The sequence below is a fragment of the Embleya sp. NPDC008237 genome (assembly GCF_042956465.1).
GTDB lineage: Bacteria > Actinomycetota > Actinomycetes > Streptomycetales > Streptomycetaceae > Embleya.
Genome location: NZ_JBIBGL010000012.1, coordinates 187,622 through 209,328 on the forward strand (window position 1 = coordinate 187,622; position 21,707 = coordinate 209,328).

13 protein-coding genes are annotated in these 21,707 nt (G+C 71.3%); 5 read left to right on the forward strand and 8 right to left on the reverse strand.

All coding sequences use genetic code 11. The annotated features are described in order from the left end of the window. Nucleotides 1-159 precede the first annotated feature (159 nt). Together ACFZBU_RS29545 and ACFZBU_RS29550 are read left to right on the forward strand one after the other, a co-directional pair. Complete coding sequence (locus ACFZBU_RS29545) at nt 160-1,224, forward strand: EamA family transporter (RefSeq protein ID WP_391586721.1); 1,065 nt, start codon at nt 160-162, stop codon at nt 1,222-1,224. Between the two features lie 58 nt (nt 1,225-1,282). Continuing rightward, nucleotides 1,283-2,941, forward strand: a complete 1,659-nt coding sequence (locus tag ACFZBU_RS29550) for a fumarate hydratase (protein WP_391586722.1) — start codon at nt 1,283-1,285, stop codon at nt 2,939-2,941. 126 nt (nt 2,942-3,067) lie between these two features. On the opposite strand, the gene ACFZBU_RS29555 is transcribed toward ACFZBU_RS29550, so the two are convergent. Next, a complete protein-coding gene (locus tag ACFZBU_RS29555) occupies nt 3,068-6,298 on the reverse strand; it encodes a BTAD domain-containing putative transcriptional regulator (protein ID WP_391586723.1) in 3,231 nt (1,076 codons plus the stop codon). 282 nt (nt 6,299-6,580) lie between these two features. On the opposite strand from ACFZBU_RS29555, the gene ACFZBU_RS29560 reads away from it, so the two are divergent. Continuing rightward, nucleotides 6,581-6,868, forward strand: coding sequence for a WhiB family transcriptional regulator (locus tag ACFZBU_RS29560; RefSeq protein ID WP_391586724.1), 288 nt, complete (start codon nt 6,581-6,583; stop codon nt 6,866-6,868). A 37-nt stretch (nt 6,869-6,905) separates the two neighbouring features. Here the strand turns inward: ACFZBU_RS29560 and ACFZBU_RS29565 are convergent, their stop codons facing one another. Both ACFZBU_RS29565 and glpX read right to left on the reverse strand, forming a co-directional pair. Then, entirely contained in the window at nt 6,906-8,942 is a 2,037-nt protein-coding gene (locus ACFZBU_RS29565; protein WP_391586725.1) for an MFS transporter, read from the reverse strand. A 223-nt stretch (nt 8,943-9,165) separates the two neighbouring features. Next, a complete protein-coding gene (glpX, locus tag ACFZBU_RS29570; RefSeq protein WP_020556582.1) occupies nt 9,166-10,197 on the reverse strand; it encodes a class II fructose-bisphosphatase in 1,032 nt (343 codons plus the stop codon). 215 nt (nt 10,198-10,412) lie between these two features. On the opposite strand from glpX, the gene ACFZBU_RS29575 reads away from it, so the two are divergent. After that, nucleotides 10,413-10,937, forward strand: coding sequence for a DUF4245 domain-containing protein (locus ACFZBU_RS29575; RefSeq protein WP_391586726.1), 525 nt, complete (start codon nt 10,413-10,415; stop codon nt 10,935-10,937). Between the two features lie 356 nt (nt 10,938-11,293). Further along, nucleotides 11,294-14,050, forward strand: coding sequence for an immune inhibitor A domain-containing protein (locus ACFZBU_RS29580; RefSeq protein WP_391586727.1), 2,757 nt, complete (start codon nt 11,294-11,296; stop codon nt 14,048-14,050). Nucleotides 14,051-14,164: 114 nt separating this feature from the next. Here the strand turns inward: ACFZBU_RS29580 and ACFZBU_RS29585 are convergent, their stop codons facing one another. From ACFZBU_RS29585 to ACFZBU_RS29605, 5 genes are all read right to left on the reverse strand, one after another. Then, entirely contained in the window at nt 14,165-14,419 is a 255-nt protein-coding gene (locus ACFZBU_RS29585) for an exodeoxyribonuclease VII small subunit (protein WP_391586728.1), read from the reverse strand. Between the two features lie 86 nt (nt 14,420-14,505). Then, the gene (locus ACFZBU_RS29590; protein WP_391586729.1) at nt 14,506-17,232 is read right to left on the reverse strand and encodes an immune inhibitor A domain-containing protein; all 2,727 of its coding nucleotides are present in this window, start codon (nt 17,230-17,232) and stop codon (nt 14,506-14,508) included. Nucleotides 17,233-17,386: 154 nt separating this feature from the next. Then, nucleotides 17,387-18,598: an exodeoxyribonuclease VII large subunit gene (gene xseA, locus ACFZBU_RS29595; protein ID WP_391586730.1), complete on the reverse strand. Its 1,212-nt coding sequence runs from the start codon at nt 18,596-18,598 to the stop codon at nt 17,387-17,389. 63 nt (nt 18,599-18,661) lie between these two features. Continuing rightward, nucleotides 18,662-20,881: a hypothetical protein gene (locus ACFZBU_RS29600; protein ID WP_391586731.1), complete on the reverse strand. Its 2,220-nt coding sequence runs from the start codon at nt 20,879-20,881 to the stop codon at nt 18,662-18,664. After that, on the reverse strand, nt 20,881-21,678 hold the full coding sequence (locus ACFZBU_RS29605; protein ID WP_391586732.1) for a protein phosphatase 2C domain-containing protein: 798 nt from the start codon (nt 21,676-21,678) through the stop codon (nt 20,881-20,883). The genes ACFZBU_RS29600 and ACFZBU_RS29605 overlap by 1 nt, the downstream gene beginning before the upstream one ends. Nucleotides 21,679-21,707 lie beyond the last annotated feature (29 nt).

The following is a 21,707-nucleotide window of genomic DNA, read 5'->3' on the forward strand; positions in this document are numbered from 1 at the left end:
CTGCCTTCGGGGTTCGTCGGGGCCGGGTGGGTCGTCGGCGGTTGGGCCGTGATCTTTCGGTGGCCGTCGGCGATCCGTCGGCGATCCGGAATTGGTTCGGTTTTTCGGCCCGGAAGTGGCTCTGCCGGGGACTCCACCGGCTTCCTAACGTTACGTCACATGAAGTCCTCCTCGATGTCTCCCCGCTCGATCGGCCTGGTGTGTGCGGCGTCCGCGCAGGGGCTGATCGGTGCCGCCGCCGGGGTCTCCGCGGTGTTGTCGGACTATCCGGTGACCGGTGGCCAGATGCTGCGCTACGCGGTGGCCGCGCTCGTGCTGTTCGGGGTGCTGCGGCTGCGCCGGATCCCGTTGTTGCGGCCGACGCGGCGGGAACTGCTCCGGTTGGGGTTGCTCGCGTTGTGCGGCCAGACCCTGTTCAACCTGTTCCTGTTCGCCGCGCTGGACCGGGCGGATCCGGCCACGGTGGGCAGCATCCTGGGTGCCACGCCGCTGCTGCTGGTGCTGGCCGCGCCGGTGCTGGGCGGGCGGCGGCCGAGCCGGTCGGTGCTGCTCGCCTCGCTCGTGGTGGTCGCGGGGGCCGCCGTGGTGCAGGGGCTCGGTGGCGGTACGGCGCTCGGGTTGCTCTTCGCATGCGGGGTGGCGCTGTGCGAGATGGGCTTCACGCTGATCGCGGTGCCGCTGCTGCCGCGGCTGGGGGCCTGGCGGATCGCCGCGTACGCGACCGCGATGGCGATCCCGCAGATGTTGGTGGTCGGGGCGTTCACCGACGGCGCCGAGCTGATCCGGATGCCGTCCGGGACGGAGCTCGCCGCGCTGCTCTACCTGGCGTTGCCGCTCACCGCCGGGGCGTTCCTGCTGTGGTACTCGGCGCTGGCCCGGATCGAGCCGGAGCGGGCCGGGCTGTTCATGGGCCTGGTGCCGGTGACCGCGGCGCTGTCCGGTCTGGTCCTGGGCACCGGTGCGCCGACCGTGGGGCAGTTCGGCGGCGCGCTCCTGGTCGGCGTGGGCGTGGTCCTGGGCATGCGGGCCGAGCGGGAGGACCCGGCGGAGCCGGTGGCACCGGCGGCATCCGCGGGATCGGTGATCCCGCCGGTACCGGTGGTACCGGGAACGGACCGATTGCGGGGGTCGGCCGAGGAAATCTCCGCGCAGCCCGCGACAATCGTGGGCCCGCCGCCCACGAACCGCTACTCGCCGACCCCGCCGGCGACCTCGGCGCGGTGATCGGTTCGGGCCGCTCTACCCTGGACCAGGCCCCGTTACCGCATGAATGAGGATCACGATGCCCGCCCCTGAGAACACCTTCAGCGCCTACACGGATCTGCTGCCGCTGGGGGAGGACACCACGCCGTACCGGCTGCTGACCGCCGACGGCGTGTCCACGTTCGAGGCGGGCGGGCGCCGGTTCCTCAACGTCGAACCCGAGGCGATGACGCTGCTCGCGCGGACCGCGATGCGCGACATCTCGCACCTGCTGCGGCCCGGCCACCTGGCCCAGGTGGCGCGGATCCTGGAGGACCCCGAGGCCTCGGCCAACGACCGCTTCGTCGCGCTCGACCTGCTCAAGAACGCCAACATCGCGGCCGGCGGCGTACTGCCGATGTGCCAGGACACCGGCACCGCGATCGTGATGGGCAAGCGCGGCCAGCACGTGCTCACCGACGGGCGGGACGAGGAGCACCTGTCCCGCGGCATCTCCAACGCGTACACCGAGCTGAACCTGCGCTACTCGCAGATGGCCCCGCTGACCATGTGGGACGAGAAGAACACCGGCAACAACCTGCCCGCCCAGATCGAGCTGTACGCGACCCCCGGCGAGGCGTACAAGTTCCTGTTCATGGCCAAGGGCGGCGGCAGCGCCAACAAGTCGTACCTGTACCAGGAGACCAAGGCCGTCCTGAACCCGCAGAGCATGCTGCGCTTCCTGGACGAGAAGATCCGCTCGCTGGGCACCGCGGCCTGTCCGCCGTACCACCTGGCCATCGTGGTCGGCGGCACCAGCGCCGAGCACGCGCTCAAGACCGCGAAGTACGCCTCCACCCGTTACCTCGACACGCTGCCCGGCCAGGGCTCGCCGCTGGGCCACGGCTTCCGCGACGTCGAGTTCGAGGCCGAGGTGCTGGCGCTGACCCAGCAGATGGGCATCGGCGCGCAGTTCGGCGGCAAGTACTTCTGCCACGACGTGCGGGTGATCCGACTGCCCCGGCACGGCGCGTCCTGCCCGGTGGCGATCGCGGTGTCCTGCTCGGCCGACCGCCAGGCGCTGGCCAAGATCACCGCCGAGGGCGTGTTCCTGGAGGAGCTGGAGACCGACCCGGCCAAGTACCTCCCGGACACCACCCACGAGGACCTGGACGACTCCGTCGTGCAGATCGACCTCAACCGGCCGATGAGCGAGATCCGCGCCGAGTTGTCCAAGTACCCGGTGAAGACCCGGCTGTCGCTGACCGGACCGGTCGTCGTCGCCCGCGACATCGCGCACGCGAAGATCAAGGAACTGCTCGACGCGGGTCGGCCGATGCCGCAATACCTGCGCGACCACGCGGTCTACTACGCGGGCCCGGCCAAGACCCCCGAGGGCTACGCGTCCGGCTCGTTCGGCCCGACCACCGCGGGCAGGATGGACTCCTACGTCGAGCAGTTCCAGGCCGCGGGCGGCTCGTTCGTGATGCTGGCCAAGGGCAACCGCAGCAAGCAGGTCACCGACGCGTGCAAGACGCACGGCGGCTTCTACCTCGGCTCGATCGGCGGCCCGGCGGCGCGGCTGGCCCAGGACTGCATCAAGAAGGTCGAGGTGCTGGAGTACCCGGAGCTGGGCATGGAGGCGGTCTGGAAGATCGAGGTCGAGGACTTCCCGGCCTTCATCGTGGTCGACGACAAGGGCCAGGACTTCTTCGCCGACGTGACCACGCCGACGTTCCGGATCAACCGGCGCGCGTGAGCCCGACCGGCTCGGGGATCCCCTCTCTCCGGGCCGGCGCCCGGCTCGGATCGCCCGGCGCGTCCCGGGTGCGCTCGATCACGCCCGCGCTCTCCAGGCTCCGGGCCGGCTTGGGTGCCGGGTGCGTCACTCGATCGTGCGGGCCGCGCGGATCGCCTCGTCGCGGGTCAAAGTCGTGCCTCGGTGGTAGTGCTCGGTGAATTCGGGTCCGGCCACCGCGGCCCGGATCGCGGACTCGGTCGCGGTGACGTCCGTGTCGACCCGGTTGCCGCCGCGCAGTACGGCGGCGGCGCCGAGCAGCAGCGCGGCCCGCCGTTCGTCCCCGGCGTGTGCGGCCGACTCGGCCAGGCCCAGGACGGCCGCCGCGGCGCCCACCGCGCTGACCGGCGGGGTGAGCGCGGCGTCCAGGGCCGCGCCGTAGTGCTCGTGCGCGGTCGTGCGGTCGCCCTCGGCGGCGGCGATCCGGCCCAGGCCGACCCGGGCGAGCGCACGCGTCTCCAGGTACCACAACGCGACTTCCGGGTCGCTGTGGATCGCCTGGCGGTACAGCCGGTTCGCCGTGACCGGGTCGCCCGTCAGCCGGGCCACGTCGCCCAGGCCGCGCAGCGCCACGCGGACCTTCATCGGCGCGCCGGTGCGGCGGGCGAGCTCCTCGGCCCGGGCGAATCCGAATCGGGCGGGCGCGGTCCGACCGGCCCGCAGATCCAGGTCGGCGCGGCAGTTGAGGAAGTCGACCAGGTCCTCGATCGAGCCGAGTTCCGAGGCCAGGGCGATCGCCTCGTCGATCAGTTCGGCCGATCCGGCGGAGTCGCCGCGCCAGTCGGCGAGTTGCGCGAGCGGTTCGAGCACGTTGGCCAGCCCCCAGCGGTCGCCCAGCGTCCGGAACCCGTCGGCCGCCGTCGACAGCGGGCCGGCCGCGGCCTCGGTGTCGCCGGTGAACAGGGCGAGATAGCCGGTCCCGAGCAGTCCGACCGCACGCGCCCACGGGTCGTCGGCGGCCTGCGCGGCGTGCGTCTGCAAGTCGGTTCGGTCGGGGCCGCCGACCAGGGCCCACTGCACCATCAGCGCGGGATGCCGCAGCGGACGACGGATGCCGCTCATGATCGACGCGGCCCGATCCAGCGCCGCGTCCAGCAGGTGGCCACCCGCCCCGGGAGCGGCCGCCGCGTTCACCACGCACAACACGTACTCCTCGGCCAACTCGCTGTCCGCCGAGAAGTCTCCGTCCGCCGTGCCGCCGTCCGCCGTGTTGCCGCCTGTCACCGCCGTGAAGAGTTCGGCCGAGCGGGCCGAGTTGGCGCCGCGGGTACCGCCGAGCCACCACGACCAGGTCAGGACGGCATGCAGGCGCAGGGCGAGTTCGGGGTCCGCGCCGATGGCCCAGCGCAGCGCGGCGTCGGTGTTGCCGTGTTCGGCGGTGAGCCGGCGCAGCAGGGTGAGTTGGTTCGGGCCGCGCAGGCCCGCGTCCGCCTCGCCGGCCAGAGCCAGGAAGTATTCGGCGTGCGCGCGCCGTAGCCGCTCCTCCTCGCCGGCCTCGGCGAGCCGGGCCACGCCGAAGGCACGTATCGTCTCCAGCATCCGGAACCGGCCGCCGTCCCCGTCCGCCACGGTGACCAGCGACTTCTCGGCCAGCCCGGCGAGCAGGTCGTCGGCCTCGTCCGCGGAGAAACCGCACACCGCGGCGATCGCGGCCAACGTCGCACCGCCGGCGAACACGGTGAGCCGGCGGGCGAGCGCGCGTTCGTCGCGATCGAGCAGGTCCCAGCTCCACTCGACGACCGCGTGCAGCGTGCGATGCCGAGGGGCCGCGGTCCGGCTCCCGCGCGAGAGCAGTCGGAACCGGTCGTCCAACCGCGCGGCGACCTCCGCCAACGGCAGTGTGCGCAGCCGCGCGGCGGCGAGTTCGATGGCCAGCGGCAGTCCGTCGAGCGCGGCGCAGATCCGCGCCACGTCCGGCGCGTTGTCGGCGGTGACCGCGAAGTCGGGCCGCACCGCCGCGGCGCGTGCGGCGAACAGCTCGACCGCGGGCGCCGCGCGCAGCATGTCCAGGTCGGCGTCGGCGGCGGGCAGCGCCAGTTGCGGCACCGGGCACAACACCTCGCCGGTGATGCCCAGCGGTTCGCGGCTCGTGGCCAGGATCCGCACTCCCGGGCAGCCGTCCAGGACCCGGTGCGCGAGCACGGCCGCACCCTCCACCACGTGCTCACAGTTGTCCAGGATCAGCAGCAGTCGATGTTCGGCGAGCACCGCGACGATCCGCGCACCGGGATCGCTCTCCGCGGTCCGCGCACTCACGCCGCCCGGCTCGCGGATGCCCAGCGCCGCCGCCACCACATGCGGCAGCGCCGCGTCGTCGGCGGCCCGGGTGAGGTCGACGAAGCACACCTGCTCGACGGTGCGCGCGGCGGTCTCCACGGCGAGCCGGGTCTTCCCGGTACCGCCGGGCCCGGTCAGCGTGACCAGCCGCGCGCCGGCCGACGCGGTCAGCCGGGCCAGTTCGTGTTCGCGGCCGACGAAGCCGGTGAGCCGACCGGGCGGCGCGGCGAATTCGGGGACCGGCAGCGGCGCCTCGGCCAGCGGCGCACGCGGCGTCGGCAGCATCGGCGCGGGCGGCCCGCCGAGTTCGCCGCGCAGCACCGCGACGTGCACGGCGGCCAGTTCGGGGGAGGGGTCGGCGCCGAGCTCCTCGGCCAGCACCCGGCGCAGGTCCTCGTATACCTCCAGCGCCTCGGCCTGCCGGCCGCTGCCGCTCAGCGCCCGCATCAGCAGCTCGCGCGCACGCTCGCGCAGCGGGTGCGCGTCGACCAGGACGCGCAGCTCCGGGATCGCCGCGCGCAGTCCGCCGAGCGCGATCTCGGCCTCGATCCGGTCCTCGGCCGCGGTCACCCGCAGCTCCTCCAGGCGGGTGGCCCGCGCCCGCGCGTACGGCACGTCCGCCAGCGCCGGCCCGCGCCACAACGCGACCGCCTCGCCGAGCAACGCGGCGGCGTCCGCCTGTTCGCCCGCCGCGAGCGCCTGCCGACCGGTCCGGACCAGTCGCTCGAACCGATGCGCGTCCACCGCCTCCGGATCCACCGCGAGCCGGTAGCCGGTCGTGTGGAACTCGATCGGCTCGACATCGCCGGTATGCGGTCGGAGTCCGCGGCGCAGCCGGGACACGTGCGACTGCAACGCGTTCGCCGCGCCTGCCGGCGGGTCCTCGCCGTACAGCCCGTCGATCAGTCGCTCGGTGGGCACGACGTGTCCCGCGTCCAGCAACAACAGCGCGAGCAGCGCCCGCGCTCCGGGTCCGCCGACGGCAACCGGGCTGCCGTCGGGCAGTCGAACGTCCACCGGTCCCAGGATGCCGAAGATCATTGGGCGATTATCCCGGTTCCGAGCGGAAATCGACCGAGCGTCGGCGCGGCGGGTGCGGTGGGTGTCGATCACGCGGGCACGCCGAGCGTCGGCGGAACAGAAACGCCGGAGCATCCGCGGAACGCGCGCGGTGTGCCGGCGAAGGGCAGACGGCCGACCTTGGCGTGCGCCGGATGTCCACCACATTTCCTTGGGGTTACTTGTCGTCGCCTTGTCGTGATGTGCGCATGTGTCGGTTCGACTCGGGTAGGCGACTGGCACACCCGACCCGAGGAGAGCAGCGTGACGGAACCGATCGACATAGTCCGCGGAACCCGCACCGCGACCTGGACGCCCCCGGTGGCCGGCGCGTGTGCGACCGCGGATCGGCAGTTGTTTCTCGGTTATCCCGGTGAACCCGTCGTCGCCCGTCTCGCGCGTGAGGAGGACGCCAAGCGCGTCTGCGCGCGCTGTTCCGTCCTGCTCGAATGCCGTGCGAGCGCCCTGGCCGAGACCACCCCGGTCGGCGTCCGCGGCGGCCTGACCCCGAACGAGCGCGGCGCGGTGCGTCGACGCCGCGCCCACCACTGAGTCGGGGGCGAATCGCCCGCCGGTCATCGAGCCGGCGTCAACTCGCATGCCGGTCGGCCTCGCCGACGATGTGGTCGCGCGGGGTGTCCGTGGTCAGCCGGGCCAGCTTGCGCAACAGCGCGGTCAGTTCCTCGGATTGCTCCGGTGACCAGTCCGCCATCACCTCGGTGAGGATCTGCCGACGGGCCTCGACCAGCGCCTCCAGCGCCACGTGGCCCTTGGCGGTGAGCTGCATCGTGCCCTCGCCGAGGCGCTCGATGTAGCCGGCGAAGGTCAGCTCGTCGGCGTAGCGGCGGACCCGGTCCTCGGACTCGTGGAGCCGGGCCGCGAGGTCGGGGATCGAGATCGGGCTCAGCTGGTCGAGATGCACGAGCCCGTACGCGCACGGCACCGACAGGTCCACGCCGGAGCGCTGGATCATGCGTTCGTAGCGGGACCAGCCGTTCTCCCGGCGCACCATCTGCGACATCGCGCGCTCGATCTCGTCCACCGAACTGCGCGCGGTCGGCGACATCAGCGGGGTGCGCTCGGTCTCGCGGGTGGCCTCGCGCAGCGGGACCTCCTTGAGCAGGAAGGACAGCACGAACGCGACCAGCACGATGCAGGAGGCGGCCAGGAACACCGTCTGCAACGACTGGGCGTAGGCGTGGATGAAGCCGGACTTGGACGCGGGCGGCAGCTTGTTCAGGTCGGCCGGGTTGATCGCGGACGACGACCCGGCAGTCGTGCCGGGCGGCATGCCCTCGCCGCGCGCCGCGGCCTCGCGCAGGTGCACCGTGAGCCGGTTGTTGAAGATCGTGCCGAAGATCGCCGCGCCGAACGAGCCGCCGATGGACCGGAAGAAGGTCGCGCCGGCGGTGGCCACACCCAGGTCCGCATAGGGCACCGAGTTCTGCACGGCGAGCACGATCACCTGCATGACCAGACCAAGACCGATGCCGAAGACCAGCATGTACAGCGAAGAGGCGGCCGTGGTGGTGAACTCGTCCATCCGCGACATCAGGAACATGCCGACGGCCATCACGGCGGTGCCCAGGATCGGGTAGATCTTGTACCTGCCGGTCCGGGTGATCAGTTGCCCGCTGAGGATCGAGGTGATCAGCAGGCCGCCCATCATCGGCAGCAGGCGCAGGCCCGATTCGGTGGGCGTGGTGCCGTTGACGACCTGCATGAACAGCGGCAGGAAGCTCAGCCCGCCCATCATCGCGAAGCCGACGATGAAGCCGATGCCCGCGGTCACCGAGAAGATCCGGTTGCGGAACAGCTTCAGCGGCAGCACCGGCTCCGGCGCGCGCCGCTCGACCGCGACGAACCCGACGAGCAACACCACCGCGGCGACGCCCAGTCCGACGATCTGTGCGGAGGCCCACGGGTAGGTGGTGCCGCCGAAGGTGCTGAGCAGGACCAGGCAGGTGGTGCCGCCGGCGAGCAGTGTGATGCCGAGGTAGTCGATGCTCGGCCGGGTGTGCATCTCCTTGGTGTGCAGCGCGGCGGCGATCACCACCAGCGCGATCACGCCGATCGGCAGGTTGATGTAGAAGACCCAGCGCCAGCTGAGGTGGTCCACGAAGAACCCGCCGAGCAGCGGCCCGGCCACCGAGGTGACCCCGAACACCGCGCCGAACAGGCCCTGGTAGCGCCCGCGCTCCCGCGGCGGCACCACGTCGCCGATGATCGCCTGGGACAACACCATCAGGCCGCCGCCGCCGAGCCCCTGGATCGCCCGGAACGCGATCAGCTCGAACATGCCCTGGGCGATGCCGCACAGCACCGAGCCGATCAGGAAGATCACGATCGACGCCTGGTAGAGCTTCTTGCGCCCGAACAGGTCGCCGAGCTTGCCCCACAGCGGAGTGCTCACGGTCGACGCGAGCAGGTACGCGGTGACCACCCAGGACAGGTGGTTGAGCCCGCCGAGGTCGCCGACGATGGTCGGCAGCGCGGTGGAGACGATGGTCTGATCGAGCGCGGCCACCAGCATCCCGAGCATCAGCCCGGTCAGGATCAGCCCGAGCCGGGGCGCCGCCTCGGCCTTCGTCGGGCTGCTGCCAGGTCTGCCGTGCCGCGCGGTCATCCGGTGGCCTCCTCGATCGATGCTCAAGGAGGGTCCCCACAAACAGGTACAAAATCCGCACCTATTAGTGGGACGCGCACCGCACGCAGCCGGGGACCGACCGCCGGCCGAGCCGAAATCGGCCCGGCCGGCGGTCACGGCCGGCTCGGCCGAAGGCCGGGTCGGCTCACCCCCGGCCGCACGGCCGACCTGCACGGCCGACCTGCACGGCCGACCTGCATGGTCAGCGAGCGTGGTCGAAGTCGATCGCGCTGTACGCCCGCAGCTTCGCGAGCCGGTGCTGGCTGTCGATCTGCCGGATCGTGCCGCTCTTGGAGCGCATCACCAGCGACGAGGTGAGCGCGGTGCTGGAGCGGTACCGCACCCCGCGCAGGAGTTCGCCGTCGGTGATGCCGGTCGCGACGAAGAAGACGTTGTCGCCGCGGACCAGGTCGTCGGTCAGCAGCACCCGGGACAGGTCGTGCCCGGCGTCGATCGCCTTCGCCCGCTCGGCCTCGTCCTTGGGCCACAGCCGGCCCTGGATCACGCCGCCCATGCACTTGATCGCGGCGGCGGCGATGATGCCCTCCGGGGTGCCGCCGATGCCGAGCAGCAGGTCGACGCCGGTGCCGTCCTTGGCCGCCATGATCGCGCCGGCCACGTCGCCGTCGGTGATGAACTTGATCCGGGCGCCCGCCTCGCGGATCTCCTTGACCATCGAGTCGTGCCGGGGCCGGTCCAGGATGCAGACCGTGACGTCCTCGACGGCACTGTGCTTGGCCTTGGCCACCCGGCGGATGTTCTCCGCGATCGGCGCGGTCAGGTCCACCACGTCGGCCGCCTCGGGGCCGGTGACCAGCTTCTCCATGTAGAACACGGCCGAGGGGTCGTACATGCTGCCGCGCTCGGACACGGCCATCACCGCGACCGCGTTGTTCATCCCCTTGGCGGTCAGCGTGGTGCCGTCCACCGGGTCGACCGCGACGTCGCACTCGGGTCCGGAGCCGTCACCGACCCGTTCGCCGTTGAACAACATCGGGGCGTCGTCCTTCTCGCCCTCGCCGATCACGACGACACCGTTCATCGACACGGTGTGGATCAGGCTGCGCATCGCCTTCACGGCGGCGCCGTCCGCGCCGTTCTTGTCACCTCGACCGACCCAGCGGCCGGCCGCCATCGCGGCGGCCTCGGTGACCCGGACGAGTTCGAGTGCGAGGTTGCGGTCCGGTGCTTCCGGTGCGACTTCGAGCTGCGGAGGTACAGATTGGTCCGTCATCTGGGCGGGCCTTCCTGTAGGGGAACCGGTCCGTAACCACGAGGGGTGCCCTGATCCCCCGGAGCCGTGCGTCATCGCTGCGGGTGGCACGGCGATTGCGCGGCCCCGAGTCCGGACTGGTTCCAACGGGATTGCCCCGATGTTATCGGTGAGCGGTGGTATCGGTGCAGGTAGCCCGTGCAAAACGAGACAGCGCGCAATGCGACCATGTACGGGTGGCGAGGAAGTCGGGTCGAGAGACCGTTCGGGACATGGTTCTTTCCCTGGGAGCGTGCGGCCTGGTGGTCGGTGCGCTGTTTCTGGTGGCACCGCACAGCGGCGCGGATCCGGTGAAGCGGGTGCCCTACGAACTCTCCTTCCGGCAGGCGGCCCGGGTCTCGCCGTATCCGCTGCTCGCCCCGCAGGGGCTGAGCGAGCGCTGGCGGGCCACCTCGGTGAACTTCGAGGGGGTCGACCGCAACCGGACCACGTGGCACATCGGCTTCATCAACCCGAACGACACCTACGCCGCGGTCGAGCAGACCAACGGCTTCACCGACGAACTCGTCCGGGACAAGGGCAAGCGCGGGCAGCCGATCGGCAACCGGGACGTGGCCGGCGAGCAGTGGAAGGCGTACGACGGCCCCAAGTACCGCTCGCTGGTCCGGGTCCGCGACGGCGTGACCACGATGGTCACCGGCAATGCGACTTTCGAGGATTTGACCGTTCTCGCCGCATCCCTGCGAACTGCCGCCGGCTGAGCCGAAAGCCGGCGGATCCGCCGGACCTATCCGGGTGATTCGGGCATCCGGCTGCACAGGATGTACAGGGGCTTGTAAAGACTCTGCAAAGACCACACGCCTTCCTCTGCCCCGCGCGTTACTCCCACCCCTAGGGTCCGGAAGCCCGGTCGAACGTGTGTCGGCACCGTCGTGACCCGATGGTTGCCGCCACGTGTCCGTCGGGCTTTCCGAGTCGGCCCGACGTCGTGTGCGCTTGATCAGATCCCACGCGACGTCGCTTTGCGTCCGGGGATCGTTCCCCGGTCGGAAAGGGGAGCACGTTGAGTCCAGCGATACCCGGGAGGGGCCCGACGCCTGCGAACGGCGTCCGGCGGGTGAAACGCCGTGTGGCACTGCTGTCCGTATCCGCGCTAGCGATCACCGGACTTGCCGCCACGACCGCCCCCTCGACCTCGGCCGCGCCTACGCGCGTCGACACGACCCGCGCGGTGTGGAATCCGGGCCCCGAGGACCACTACGTCAACTCCGTCGACGCGGCGATCGACACCAGTGCGCTGCCCGGCGACCCGGCCGTGGCCGCGTCGCTGAAGGCCAAGAACGCCGCGGCCGACCGCAAGAACTCCGACGGCAACCCCCGCGCCGCCGCGCAGATCAAGGCACTGGAGGCCGAGGCCGGACGTACCGGCAAGAGCCCGGCCGAGATCAAGGCCGAGCGCAGCGGCAAGCCCGTCGACGCCAAGCAGACCGCGAAGTTGCTGACCGTCCTGGTCGAGTTCAACGACCAGGCCAACGACGACTTCTCCGGCTTCAAGCGCCCGACCAGCGTTTCGGACCCGACCTGTGTCACCGAGCCCCCCGGCACCATCAAGAACGGGCCGCTGCACAACCGGATCCCGAACCCGGCGCTGAACCCGAACGACAACAACTCGCAGTGGGTGCCGAACTTCGACCAGACCCACTTCAACAAGATGCTCTACTCCAAGGAGGGCATCACCGAGCGCATGCGCACCGACCTCACGGGGCCGGACGGCAAGCCGGGCATCAGCCTCGCGGGCCAGACCATGCGCAACATGTACGAGGAGATGTCGGCCGGAAAGTACTCGGTTTCCGGTGAGGCGACGCCGTGGATCAAGGCGCCGCACTCCGAGGCCTGGTACGGCGCGGGTGCCTGCGGCAACGCGCGGCAGGACAACAGCGGCAGCCCGGACAACCCGCTCGGCGCGCAGAAGCTGGCCATCGACGCGGTCGACGAGCTGGCCAAGCAGCAGCCGAACTTCCCGTGGGCCGACTACGACAAGGAAGACCCGGGCGACGCCGACCACGACGGCAACACCCAGGAGTCCGACGGCGTGGTGGACCACCTGGTCCTGGTGCACGCGGGCAAGGACAAGTCCGCCGGCGGCGGCGCCGAGGGCACCTACTCGATCTGGGCGCACGCGAGCACCGTGCTCTTCGGCCACCAGGTGCCCGGCAGCAACATCAAGATCGCGAACTACATCGTGCAGCCCGAGGACTCCGGAGTGGGCGTGTTCGCCCACGAGTTCGGCCACGACCTGGGCCTGCCCGACCTGTACGACAACTTCAGCGCCGGCGAGACGGACCTGAACTTCTGGGACCTGATGTCCTCCGGCTCGCACGCCGGGCCGCTGTTCCAGTCGCAGCCCGCGCACATGGGCATCTGGGACAAGTACGCGCTCGGTTGGCTGACCCCGGACCTGGTCAAGGTCGGTGACCGCGCCAAGGTCGCCACCCTGGGCCAGGCCGCCAAGACGCCCAAGGGCACCTCGCGCGGCATCCGGGTGAACCTGCCGAACAAGCAGGTCCAGGTCGGTACGCCGCACGGCGGCCAGAACATGTGGTACTCCGGCCAGGACCAGGCCTGGTCCGACATCCGGATCGAGCGGAACATCGCGGTGCCCGCCGGCTCGGACGTGAAGTTCTGGATGTGGAACGACTACGTCATCGAGCAGGACTGGGACTTCGGCTTCGTCGAGGTGTCCACCGACAACGGCGCCACCTGGAAGCAGCTGGCGGTCAAGGACGAGTCCGGCAAGCTGGTCAGCACGCCGCCGGACTACCCGGACCCGACGAAGAACCTGGCCACGTTCCGCAAGACCAGTGGTCTGACCGGTGACAGTGGCGGGTGGCGGCACGACAACGTCGACCTCACCCCGTACGCGGGCCAGAACATCAAGCTGCGGCTGGACCTGAACACCGACGCCGCGTTCATGGAGAAGGGTTGGTTCGCCGACGACTTCTCGCTCACCAACGGCACCACCACGGTGTGGTCGGACGACGTGGAGAGCGGCGACAACGGCTGGACCGCGATCAAGGGCACCAACGCGATCACCAGCGGCGCGGGCTGGGGCCGGACCAGCGGCACCTTCGAGCGGGAGCAGTACTACCTGCTGGAGTGGCGCAACCTGTCCGGCTTCGACGAGGGCCTGAAGTACGCGTACACCTCCGGTCCCAACGGCAAGACCAACCGGGTCCCGTACAACGCCCCGGGCATGCTGGTCTGGCTGCGCGACAACCAGTACCAGAACAACGGCGTCAACTTCAACATCGACAACGGGCCCTCGTGGGGCCCCAAGGGCGAGCTGTTGATCGTCGACTCGCACCCGGACCCGCTGCGCTACACCGGCGAGGCCAAGGCGCAGTTCCCGCAGCCCGACCCGAATGTGTCGAACATCGAGAAGCGGAACGTCTTCGCCAATCTCCCGACCCGGCCGCAGGCTGCGAACGCGGCGTTCGGCTTCGTCAAGACGTCGCCGTTCACGGACTGCATCCCCGGCACGGCCTACTGCACCTCGTTCCAGGCGCAGGCGCCGGTGACGCTGTTCACCGACACCCTCGGCTGGGCACCGGGTACCGAGGTCTACAAGGGCCGGGTCCTGCCGAAGGACCGCTACGGCTCGACCGTGGTGCCGGCGAAGGGGCCGTACACCACCAAGATCACCAAGGCGGACGGTTCGCTGGACCGGGACAACTTCGGCAAGTTGTTCCACGGCTCCGAACTGGGCACGGGCAACCCGGGCTTCGACAAGGGCTACGGCGTGACCGTGCTGCCGGTGCTCCCGCTGCCGGGCAACTCCGGTGCGGTCGTCTGGATCCTGCCGGCTCAGAAGTAGGTGCCCCACCCCCGACCACCCGGTGACGGTGTGGTCGGGGCCGGGTGAAACGCGAGGGGCGCTCCCGAATCCGGGAGCGCCCCTTTCGTCGTTCGCCGAACCGCCGTGCTCGGATCAGTCGTCCTCGCCGGGCTCGTCCGACCCGGCACCGGCCCGCTCGGCGCGGACCGCCGCGTCCAGCCTGGCCCGGGCGCCGTCGAGCCACTGCTCGCACACCACGGCGAGCTGCTCGCCGCGCTCCCACAGGGCCAACGACTCCTCCAGGGTGATGCCACCGGTCTCCAGGCGACGCACGACCTCGATCAGCTCGTCGCGGGCCTGCTCGTAGGCCGGTGCCTCGTCCGGCGCGGGTGCGGTCTGCTCGCTCATGCCGCCAGCTTAGGTCCCCCGCGGCCGGGGTCCCGCGCGGCCGGGGTCCCCGAACCGGTCCGACCCGAACCGGACCCGGGCACGGATCAAGGCCGGGCCGCGGTGACCCGCACGGCGGCCCCGTGCTCCGGATTCTCCCGCGACAGCGGTCCGACCAGGGTGGCCGAGGCGCCGTAGGCGAGGTCGGGGCCGGGATCGCCGGTGCCGAGCACGGAGCCCTTGTACGGCACGCCGTGGTGCGCCGGATCGGGCGCACCGTCCGGCGTGACGACCCTGGTGCTGTACGGGCCGCGCGCGGGCACCACGGTGGACCCGTCGGTGAAGCGGTCCACCGGCGCGCCGTCGACGTACTCGACGCCCGGGGCCCAGCCGCGGTCGTCGCCGAACGCGCGGACCGGTTCGCGGGCCGCGAAGTCCTGGCACCACGCGCCGTTGCCGTGGCACGCACCGAACGCCGGCGTGGGCAGGAAGCCGAACGCGGCGTCCGCGGACTGCGCCCGGCTGTCCAGATTCTTCCGGGGGTTTCTCTCCACCCGGTAGTGCTCACCCGCCTCGCCGGTCCATCGACGCGGATCCGGATGGGCGTCCACGAGCAGCGTCTGACCCTTGGCGCCGTAGCTGGGCGGTGCGCTCAGATTGAAGTTCACGCCGTTGTTCTGATACTCGGCATCGCGAAGCCACACCAGCATGCCGGGCACGTCGTAGCCCAACCGGCGCACCCGCACGCCGTGCCGGTCGCTGCGCTCCGCGGTGTACGCGAAGTTCAGGCCCCGATCGAAGCCGACCGGTGCCCGCCACTCCATCAGGTAGTACTGCTCGCGCTCGACCTCGCCGGAGCTGCGGCCCCAACCGGCCCCGCGGGTCACCGTGCTCGTGCCCCTGACCGCGGTCCAGCCGTTGTCGCCGCTCTCCACGTCGTCCGACCACACCGTGCCGCCGTCGGCGCCGCCGGTGAGGGTGAAGTCGTCGGCGAACCAGCCCTTCTCCATGAGCGCGGCATCGGTGTTCAGGTCCAGCCGCAGCTTGATGTTCCGGCCCGCGTACGGGGTCAGGTCCACGTTGTCGTGCCGCCATCCTCCGGTGCCGCCGGTGAGGCCGTTGACCTTGCGCAGTTCGGAGAGGTTGCGGTTGGGGTCGGGGTAGTCGGGCGGGGTGCTGACCAGGGTGCCCGCGTCGTCGTGCACGGCGAGCTGGGTCCAGGTCGCACCGTCGTCGGCGGACACCTCGACGAAGCCGAAGTCCCAGTCCTTTTCGATGGTGTAGTCGTTCCACATCGAGAAGGTCGCGGGTCCGCCGGCGGGCACCGCGACGTCCCGGACGATCCGGCCGTCGGACCATTCCTGGTCGCGTTCCGAGTACCACATGCTCGTCCCGCTGTGCGGGGTGCCGATCCGGATGCGCTCGTTCGGCAGGTTCACCCGGACCGCGTCCCGGGTGCCGGCTCGCGGGTCGGCGGCGGCGCCGAGCAGTACGGTGCGCGCGTTGCCGCCGACCGGGACCACCGGGGGATCGATCCAGCCCAGCACGTACTTCGACCACGCGCCCATGTGGGTGGGCATGGTCTGGAACAGCGGCCCGGCGTGCGAGCCGGAGGACATCAGGTCCCAGAAGTCGACGTCCGTCTCGCCGCCGCTGAAGTTGTCGTACAGGTCGGGCAGGCCCAGGTCGTGGCCGAACTCGTGGGCGAACACGCCCACTCCGGAGTCCTCGGGCTGCACGATGTAGTTCGCGACCCTGAGGTCGGTGCCCGGGACGGGGTGCCCGCGCAGCACGGTGCTCGCGTGCGCCCAGATCGCGTAGGTGCCCTCGGCGCCGCCGCCGGCCGACTTGTCCTTGCCCGCGTGCACCAGCACGAGGTGGTCGATCACCCCGTCCGGCTCCCGGGTGTCGCCGTCGTTGTCGGCGTCGCCCGGGTCCTCCCGGTCGTAGTCGGACCACGGGAAGTCCGGCCGGGCGGCGGCCAGCGCGTCCACCGCGTCGGTGACGAACTGCCTTACGCCGCGCGGGTTGTCCGGGCTGCCGCTGTTGTCCTGGCGGATCGCGCCGCAGTGGCCGGCGGCGTACCAGGCCTCGGAGTGCGGGACGCTCACCCAGCCGGCCGCCTCGCCGCCGATCGTGTACGCGCCGTGCGACATCTCCCGGTACATGTTGCGCATGGTCAGGCCCGCGAGGTCGACACCGGGCCTGCCGTCCGGGCCGGTCAGGTCGGGCCGGACCCGCTCGGTGAGGCCCTCCTCGGAGTAGAGCATGCGGGCGTAGTGGTTCGGGTCGAAGTCCTTGACCCACAGCGTGTTGTTGTCCTGTCCGCCGACCGCCGGATCGGGCAGCAGGTTGTGCCGCGGGCCGTTCTTGACCGTGCCGGGCGGCTCGGTCACGCAGGTCGGGTCGGCGACACTGGTCGGTCGCCGGAAGCCGGAGAAGTCGTCGTCGGCCCGGTCGTCGAACTCGACCAGGACGGTCAGCAGCCGCGCGTCCCGCTTCGCCGCGCCGTCCTGCGCGCGCGGGCTCGTGCCGGTCCTGGCCGCGGTCGCCTCGGCGCGGGCGAGTCGGCGGGCGGGGGCCGGGTTGCCCGCGGCGAACTTGCGATCGTAGTGCCGGGCCCGCCGCTCGGCCGCGAGCGCGTGCTCACGCACCTCGGGGGAGACGCCCGGCGGCCCGTCGGGTGGCAACGGATCCCGGGGCGCGACGTAGTTGACGTAGGAGTCGGCGGCTGACGGATTCCACCGCGCGGGCGAGTCCTCGGCGGCGGCCACGGAGGACGTGGCGACGCCGGTGAGCAACAACGCGGACGCGGCGAGCAGATGACGCAACACACGCGCAAACTAAGCCGTTTTCGCCGCCGATCGGGTGAGACGTCACTGCTTGTCATACGAACGGGTCAAATAATCCATCCTTCGACCGGTGCGCCGATCGTTCCCGCCCGTCCCGCCGTCCCGCCGTCCTGCCGTCCTGCCGTCCTTCGTTCCTTCATTCCTTCGGGACGACCACGTCGAAGCGTCCGGCCGCCACGCGGGCGGTCAGCCGGTCGCCTGCCGCCACCTCCGCGGGGTCGCGGACCGCGTGCCCGTCCGCCCGCTGCAACACCGCGTAGCCGCGCTCCAGGGTGGCCGCGGGGGAGAGCGCGACGACCCGTGCGCGCGTGTGCACGAGGTCGCTCGCGGCGCGGTCCAGGAGGTGCCGCAGGGTGCGCCGGGATCGATCCACGAGCCCGGCCACCTCCTCCGCGCGCAGGTCCACCATGCGCTGCGGATCGGCCAGTACCGGCCGCGAACGGGCGGCTCGCAGGCCCTGGTACTCCCGATCGAGCCGGGCCCCCAGCGCGAGCCGTCCGCGATCGCGCACCTGGTGCACCCGATGCAGCTCCTCGCGGATGTCCGGCACGATCCGTTTCGCGGCGTCGGTGGGCGTGGACGCCCGATAGTCGGCCACCAGGTCCAGCAGCGGTGAGTCCGGCTCGTGCCCGATCGCGCTCACCACCGGTGTCGTACACGCGAAGACGACCCGCACCAACTCCTCGCTGGAGAACGGCAACAGATCCTCCACACTGCCGCCGCCCCGGGCCACCACGATCAGGTCGACGTCCGGGTCGGCGTCCAACTCGCGGATCGCCGCGACCACCTGGGACACCGCGGCGACCCCCTGCACCGCGACGTTGCGCACCGCGAACCGCACGGCCGGCCACCGCCGTTTGGCGTTCTCCAACACGTCCCGCTCGGCGGCCGAGGCACGCCCGCAGACCAGCCCGACCCGGTGCGGCAGAAACGGCAGCGGCTGCTTGTGTCGCGGATCGAACAACCCCTCGGCGGTGAGCGCACGCTTGAGCTGCTCCAACCGCGCCAACAACTCGCCGATCCCCACCGGCCGAATCTCCGCGGCCCGCAACGACAACGTCCCGCGCGCCCGGTACCAATCCGCCTTCGCGTGCACGACCACCCGCGAGCCCTCGGTCACGATGTCGCCGACCGCGTCGAACACCTTCCGGTAGCAGGTCACCGAGATCGACACGTCCTGCTCGGCATCGCGCAGCGTCATGAACACCACCCCGGCCCCCGGCCGCCGACTGAGCTGGGTGATCTGCCCCTCGACCCACACATCCCCGAGCCGATCGATCCACCCCCCGATCAACCGAGAAATCTCGGCCACGGGCAGGGGCGCATCCGCAGAAGTCGTAAGAGCCATCCCCAGAGGCTAACCGCCCCGGCTCCCGCCCCGGCGCCTCGACCACCGCCGCCCCCGAACGGATCAGCGTCCCCGAAGCACGAAGCCCACATAGCGTCGTCGACCGAGCCCGTACCGGGCCGCGTCCCGCTCACTCGCCAACACGGCGGCCAACCGCTCCAGCGCGTCCACCGAACCCTGGTGTCGAACCCGCTCCCGGCGGATGCCGGTCCGCCGAAGATCGGTGTCCACCCGCCCGGCCTCCCGCGCGTCGGTGAGTCGTACCCGCTCGGCCGTGATCCGTTCGAGTAGTGCGGTCCGCGCCTGCGCGTTCCTGGCCTCGGCCTCTTGGAGCCCACGCTTCAGCGTGGCGCGCTCGGTGGCGATCCGGTCCCGCACATGGGCGCGAATGCTCGGGTCGACCGCCTTTTCGGCGGCTCGACGGGCTCGCGCGGCCAGGCCGTCGCGCCAGGTTTCGAGCGTCCGTGCCCGGGTCTCGCCGATCCCGTGCACCCGGACGTACCGGCCGCCGGCCAGCCGAAACTCGGCCGTCACCGTGTTGTAGCTGCCACCGCTCGCATACCTGACGCCGGTGAAGTCGGCTGCGGTCCGGATGCCCGCCTGCACCAGGGCTCCCACCGTCTTGGTTCCCATGTTGGTCAGGTTCTCGGCGTCGCGGATCGAGACATTGCGGAGGGCTTCCCGGACGGCGGCCTCGACCCGGGCGCGGGACGCCTCGGCCAACAGAGTCGCCTCGCGGGCGGGCAGGCCGCGTAGGCGGGCCTCGGTGTCGGTCCGGTGTCGTTGCAGAGTTGTGGCGAGTTTGTCCTGCTCGCGCTGCTGATCGGCGTGCAGGTTGCGCAACGCGGCGGCGGTGGTGGCGTCGCGATCCCGGTCTTCGTGGTCCAATCGCTCGGCCCGCGAGTCGAGATCGCGCAGCAGCACGGCCGCGGCCCGAAGCGGGGCGGCCTGCACGCGCAGTGTCCTGATCCGGTGGCGCGCGGCGCGCGATTCGACCCGGCGGCGGCGACTCGCCTCGACACAGCCGAACGCGAGGCCCAGTGCCCCGACTTCGGTGATCGCTCCGAGCAGCGCGGACAGGAGGCCGAGGACGAGCAGCAGCATCGGAGTGAGTGCGAGCAGCATCGCGGTCGCGGCGGCGACCAGGTCGCCCGGCCGGCGACCGGTGAAGCCGACGCCGGTCGGTATCGGGTCGGCCGGCCGGGCAGCGCCGTTGCCGGCCGCGGGCGCCACGACCCGGTCCGCCACCCACGCGGGCAGCGGGTGGCCGCCCGGCGCGCTCGCGGTGCCGGACGCGGGTCGTGGAGCGCTCGCGCCACCCGGGCGGGGAGCGGGGATCGTCACCGATTCGGCTCGGAGCGCGGGGATCACCTCCGGAGCCGATCGCAGGTGCGCCTGGACCCGCATCGCGAGGTCGCGCAGGGCAGGGTCGCGATGACCGAGCAGCGTCGCCCACGCGAAGGAGGCGGTCGGATCGGCGAAATCCGGCTCGCTCAGGAGCAGGTACTCGCCTCTGCTGTCGTGCAGTTGCTCCCAGACCTCGGGATCCGTAGCGGTCGCGGCCAGCGCGAGGTAGACGACCCACGCGGAGAACCGGTCCATGGCGGGACCGAAGTCGGCCGCCGACCGGTTCGGCGACTGGTAATTGCGATGGCCGCTTTCATTGGCGAGGTACCCGCGCAGTGCCGGGACGTACATCCCGTCGTAGTCGACCAGTCGGAACGTCCCGTCGGCAGCGACGAGCAGGTTGCCGTGCTGAAGGTCGCCGTGCCCGATGCCGTGCGCCTCCAAGTCCGTGGTCAGCGCGGCGAATCGCCGAGCGAGATCGGCCATCGCGGTGCGATCCCGCCGGTGATCGTCGACCCAGTCGATCAATCCGATTCCGTCGACCCAGGTCATCTTCAGGACGGGATACCACCGGCCGTTCACCATGACGCCGTCGGGCAGGTACTCGAAGCCCACCGGCCACGGCTGGGACAGCGCGGTCGGGTCCAAGCCCGCGAGGTGGGCGCTGATCGCCCGGTAGCGGACCTCCTGAGCCTCGATCTCCCGGGTGAAGCACTTCACCGCATACCGTCGACCGTCGGACGTGGTCACCGAGAAGACGCTCGCGAAGTTGCCCGAGATCGCCCGAGGGCCCAATACCGCACTCTGCTGCACCGTCCCGTGTCGCAGATCCGGGTCGCGAAAGCACAGGTCGGGGTGCTGGAGTGCCTCCACGTAGTTCCCGCCGGTGGGGAATCGCCGGCCGGCCCTCGGCCCGCCGGCCGCAGCACCCGCCATCAGCGCGCCGCCTCGACCCGCAGCCGGACCATGGCCACGTCGTCGTTGCGCATCCGGCCGCGGACGCGTTGATCCACGACCCACTCGGCGAAGTCGTCCACGCCCAGCTCGGACACCGCCGCCAGGCCCCGCAGACTCGCTTCGGATCCACCGTCCGGGGTGAGCAACCACGCTGCCAACGCATCGGTGACCAGGAGCAGTTCATCGCCGGGGCGGACCCGACCCCGGTTCAGCTCGAGCCGGTCGGCGACGAGCACGCCATCCCGGTTTCGGCTGCCGAGCAGCGCCGGCGTGGTGCCGAAGGCCGCCGGATCCTGGATCGGGAACGAGCGCAGTACGGCGTGGTCCCGAAGCTGAAACAGACAACTGTCGCCCAAGGCGAAGGCCCGCCAGGTCCAGCCGTGCCCGCGCGGGATCAGTTGCACGGCCAGCACAGTGGCGAACGCGCCCTTGTCCAGGCCGGGTTGTTCGTACCACTCGATGGGTCGGCCCCGGGCCGTGCGATCGGCCTGATAGTCGGCGAGGAACGTGTCCCAGTGCCGACCGGCCCGGGATACCAAGTCTTCGGCGAACAGCCCCACATGTTCCCACCAGCGGTCCGCGAGGCTCATCGACTCGATCGCGTCGCCCGCGAGCACGCGGGCCCACGCGCCGGCCAAAAGACTCTCCGACGCCCCGTCGCAGACCGCCGCGAAATGACCGACACTCGCGTCGTCGGCGGACCAGACGCACACCGCGTCCTCGCACTCGGTGTCGCTGCTGCCGGTCTTGGGGACCAGGAAAGTCCGTATCTCCACAGGCGCCGACCCGGGAGGCACCAGGAGTG

Excerpts from the sequence above, each read along its gene's own strand:
- ACFZBU_RS29545 (WP_391586721.1), top strand. The coding sequence starts at position 160 with ATGAAGTCCTCCTCGATGTCTCCCCGCTCGATCGGCCTGGTGTGTGCG.
- xseA (WP_391586730.1), bottom strand. The coding sequence starts at position 18,598 with ATGGCTCTTACGACTTCTGCGGATGCGCCCCTGCCCGTGGCCGAGATT.
- ACFZBU_RS29550 (WP_391586722.1), top strand. The coding sequence starts at position 1,283 with ATGCCCGCCCCTGAGAACACCTTCAGCGCCTACACGGATCTGCTGCCG.
- ACFZBU_RS29585 (WP_391586728.1), bottom strand. The coding sequence starts at position 14,419 with ATGAGCGAGCAGACCGCACCCGCGCCGGACGAGGCACCGGCCTACGAG.
- ACFZBU_RS29555 (WP_391586723.1), bottom strand. The coding sequence starts at position 6,298 with ATGATCTTCGGCATCCTGGGACCGGTGGACGTTCGACTGCCCGACGGC.
- glpX (WP_020556582.1), bottom strand. The coding sequence starts at position 10,197 with ATGACGGACCAATCTGTACCTCCGCAGCTCGAAGTCGCACCGGAAGCA.
- ACFZBU_RS29600 (WP_391586731.1), bottom strand. The coding sequence starts at position 20,881 with ATGGCGGGTGCTGCGGCCGGCGGGCCGAGGGCCGGCCGGCGATTCCCC.
- ACFZBU_RS29565 (WP_391586725.1), bottom strand. The coding sequence starts at position 8,942 with ATGACCGCGCGGCACGGCAGACCTGGCAGCAGCCCGACGAAGGCCGAG.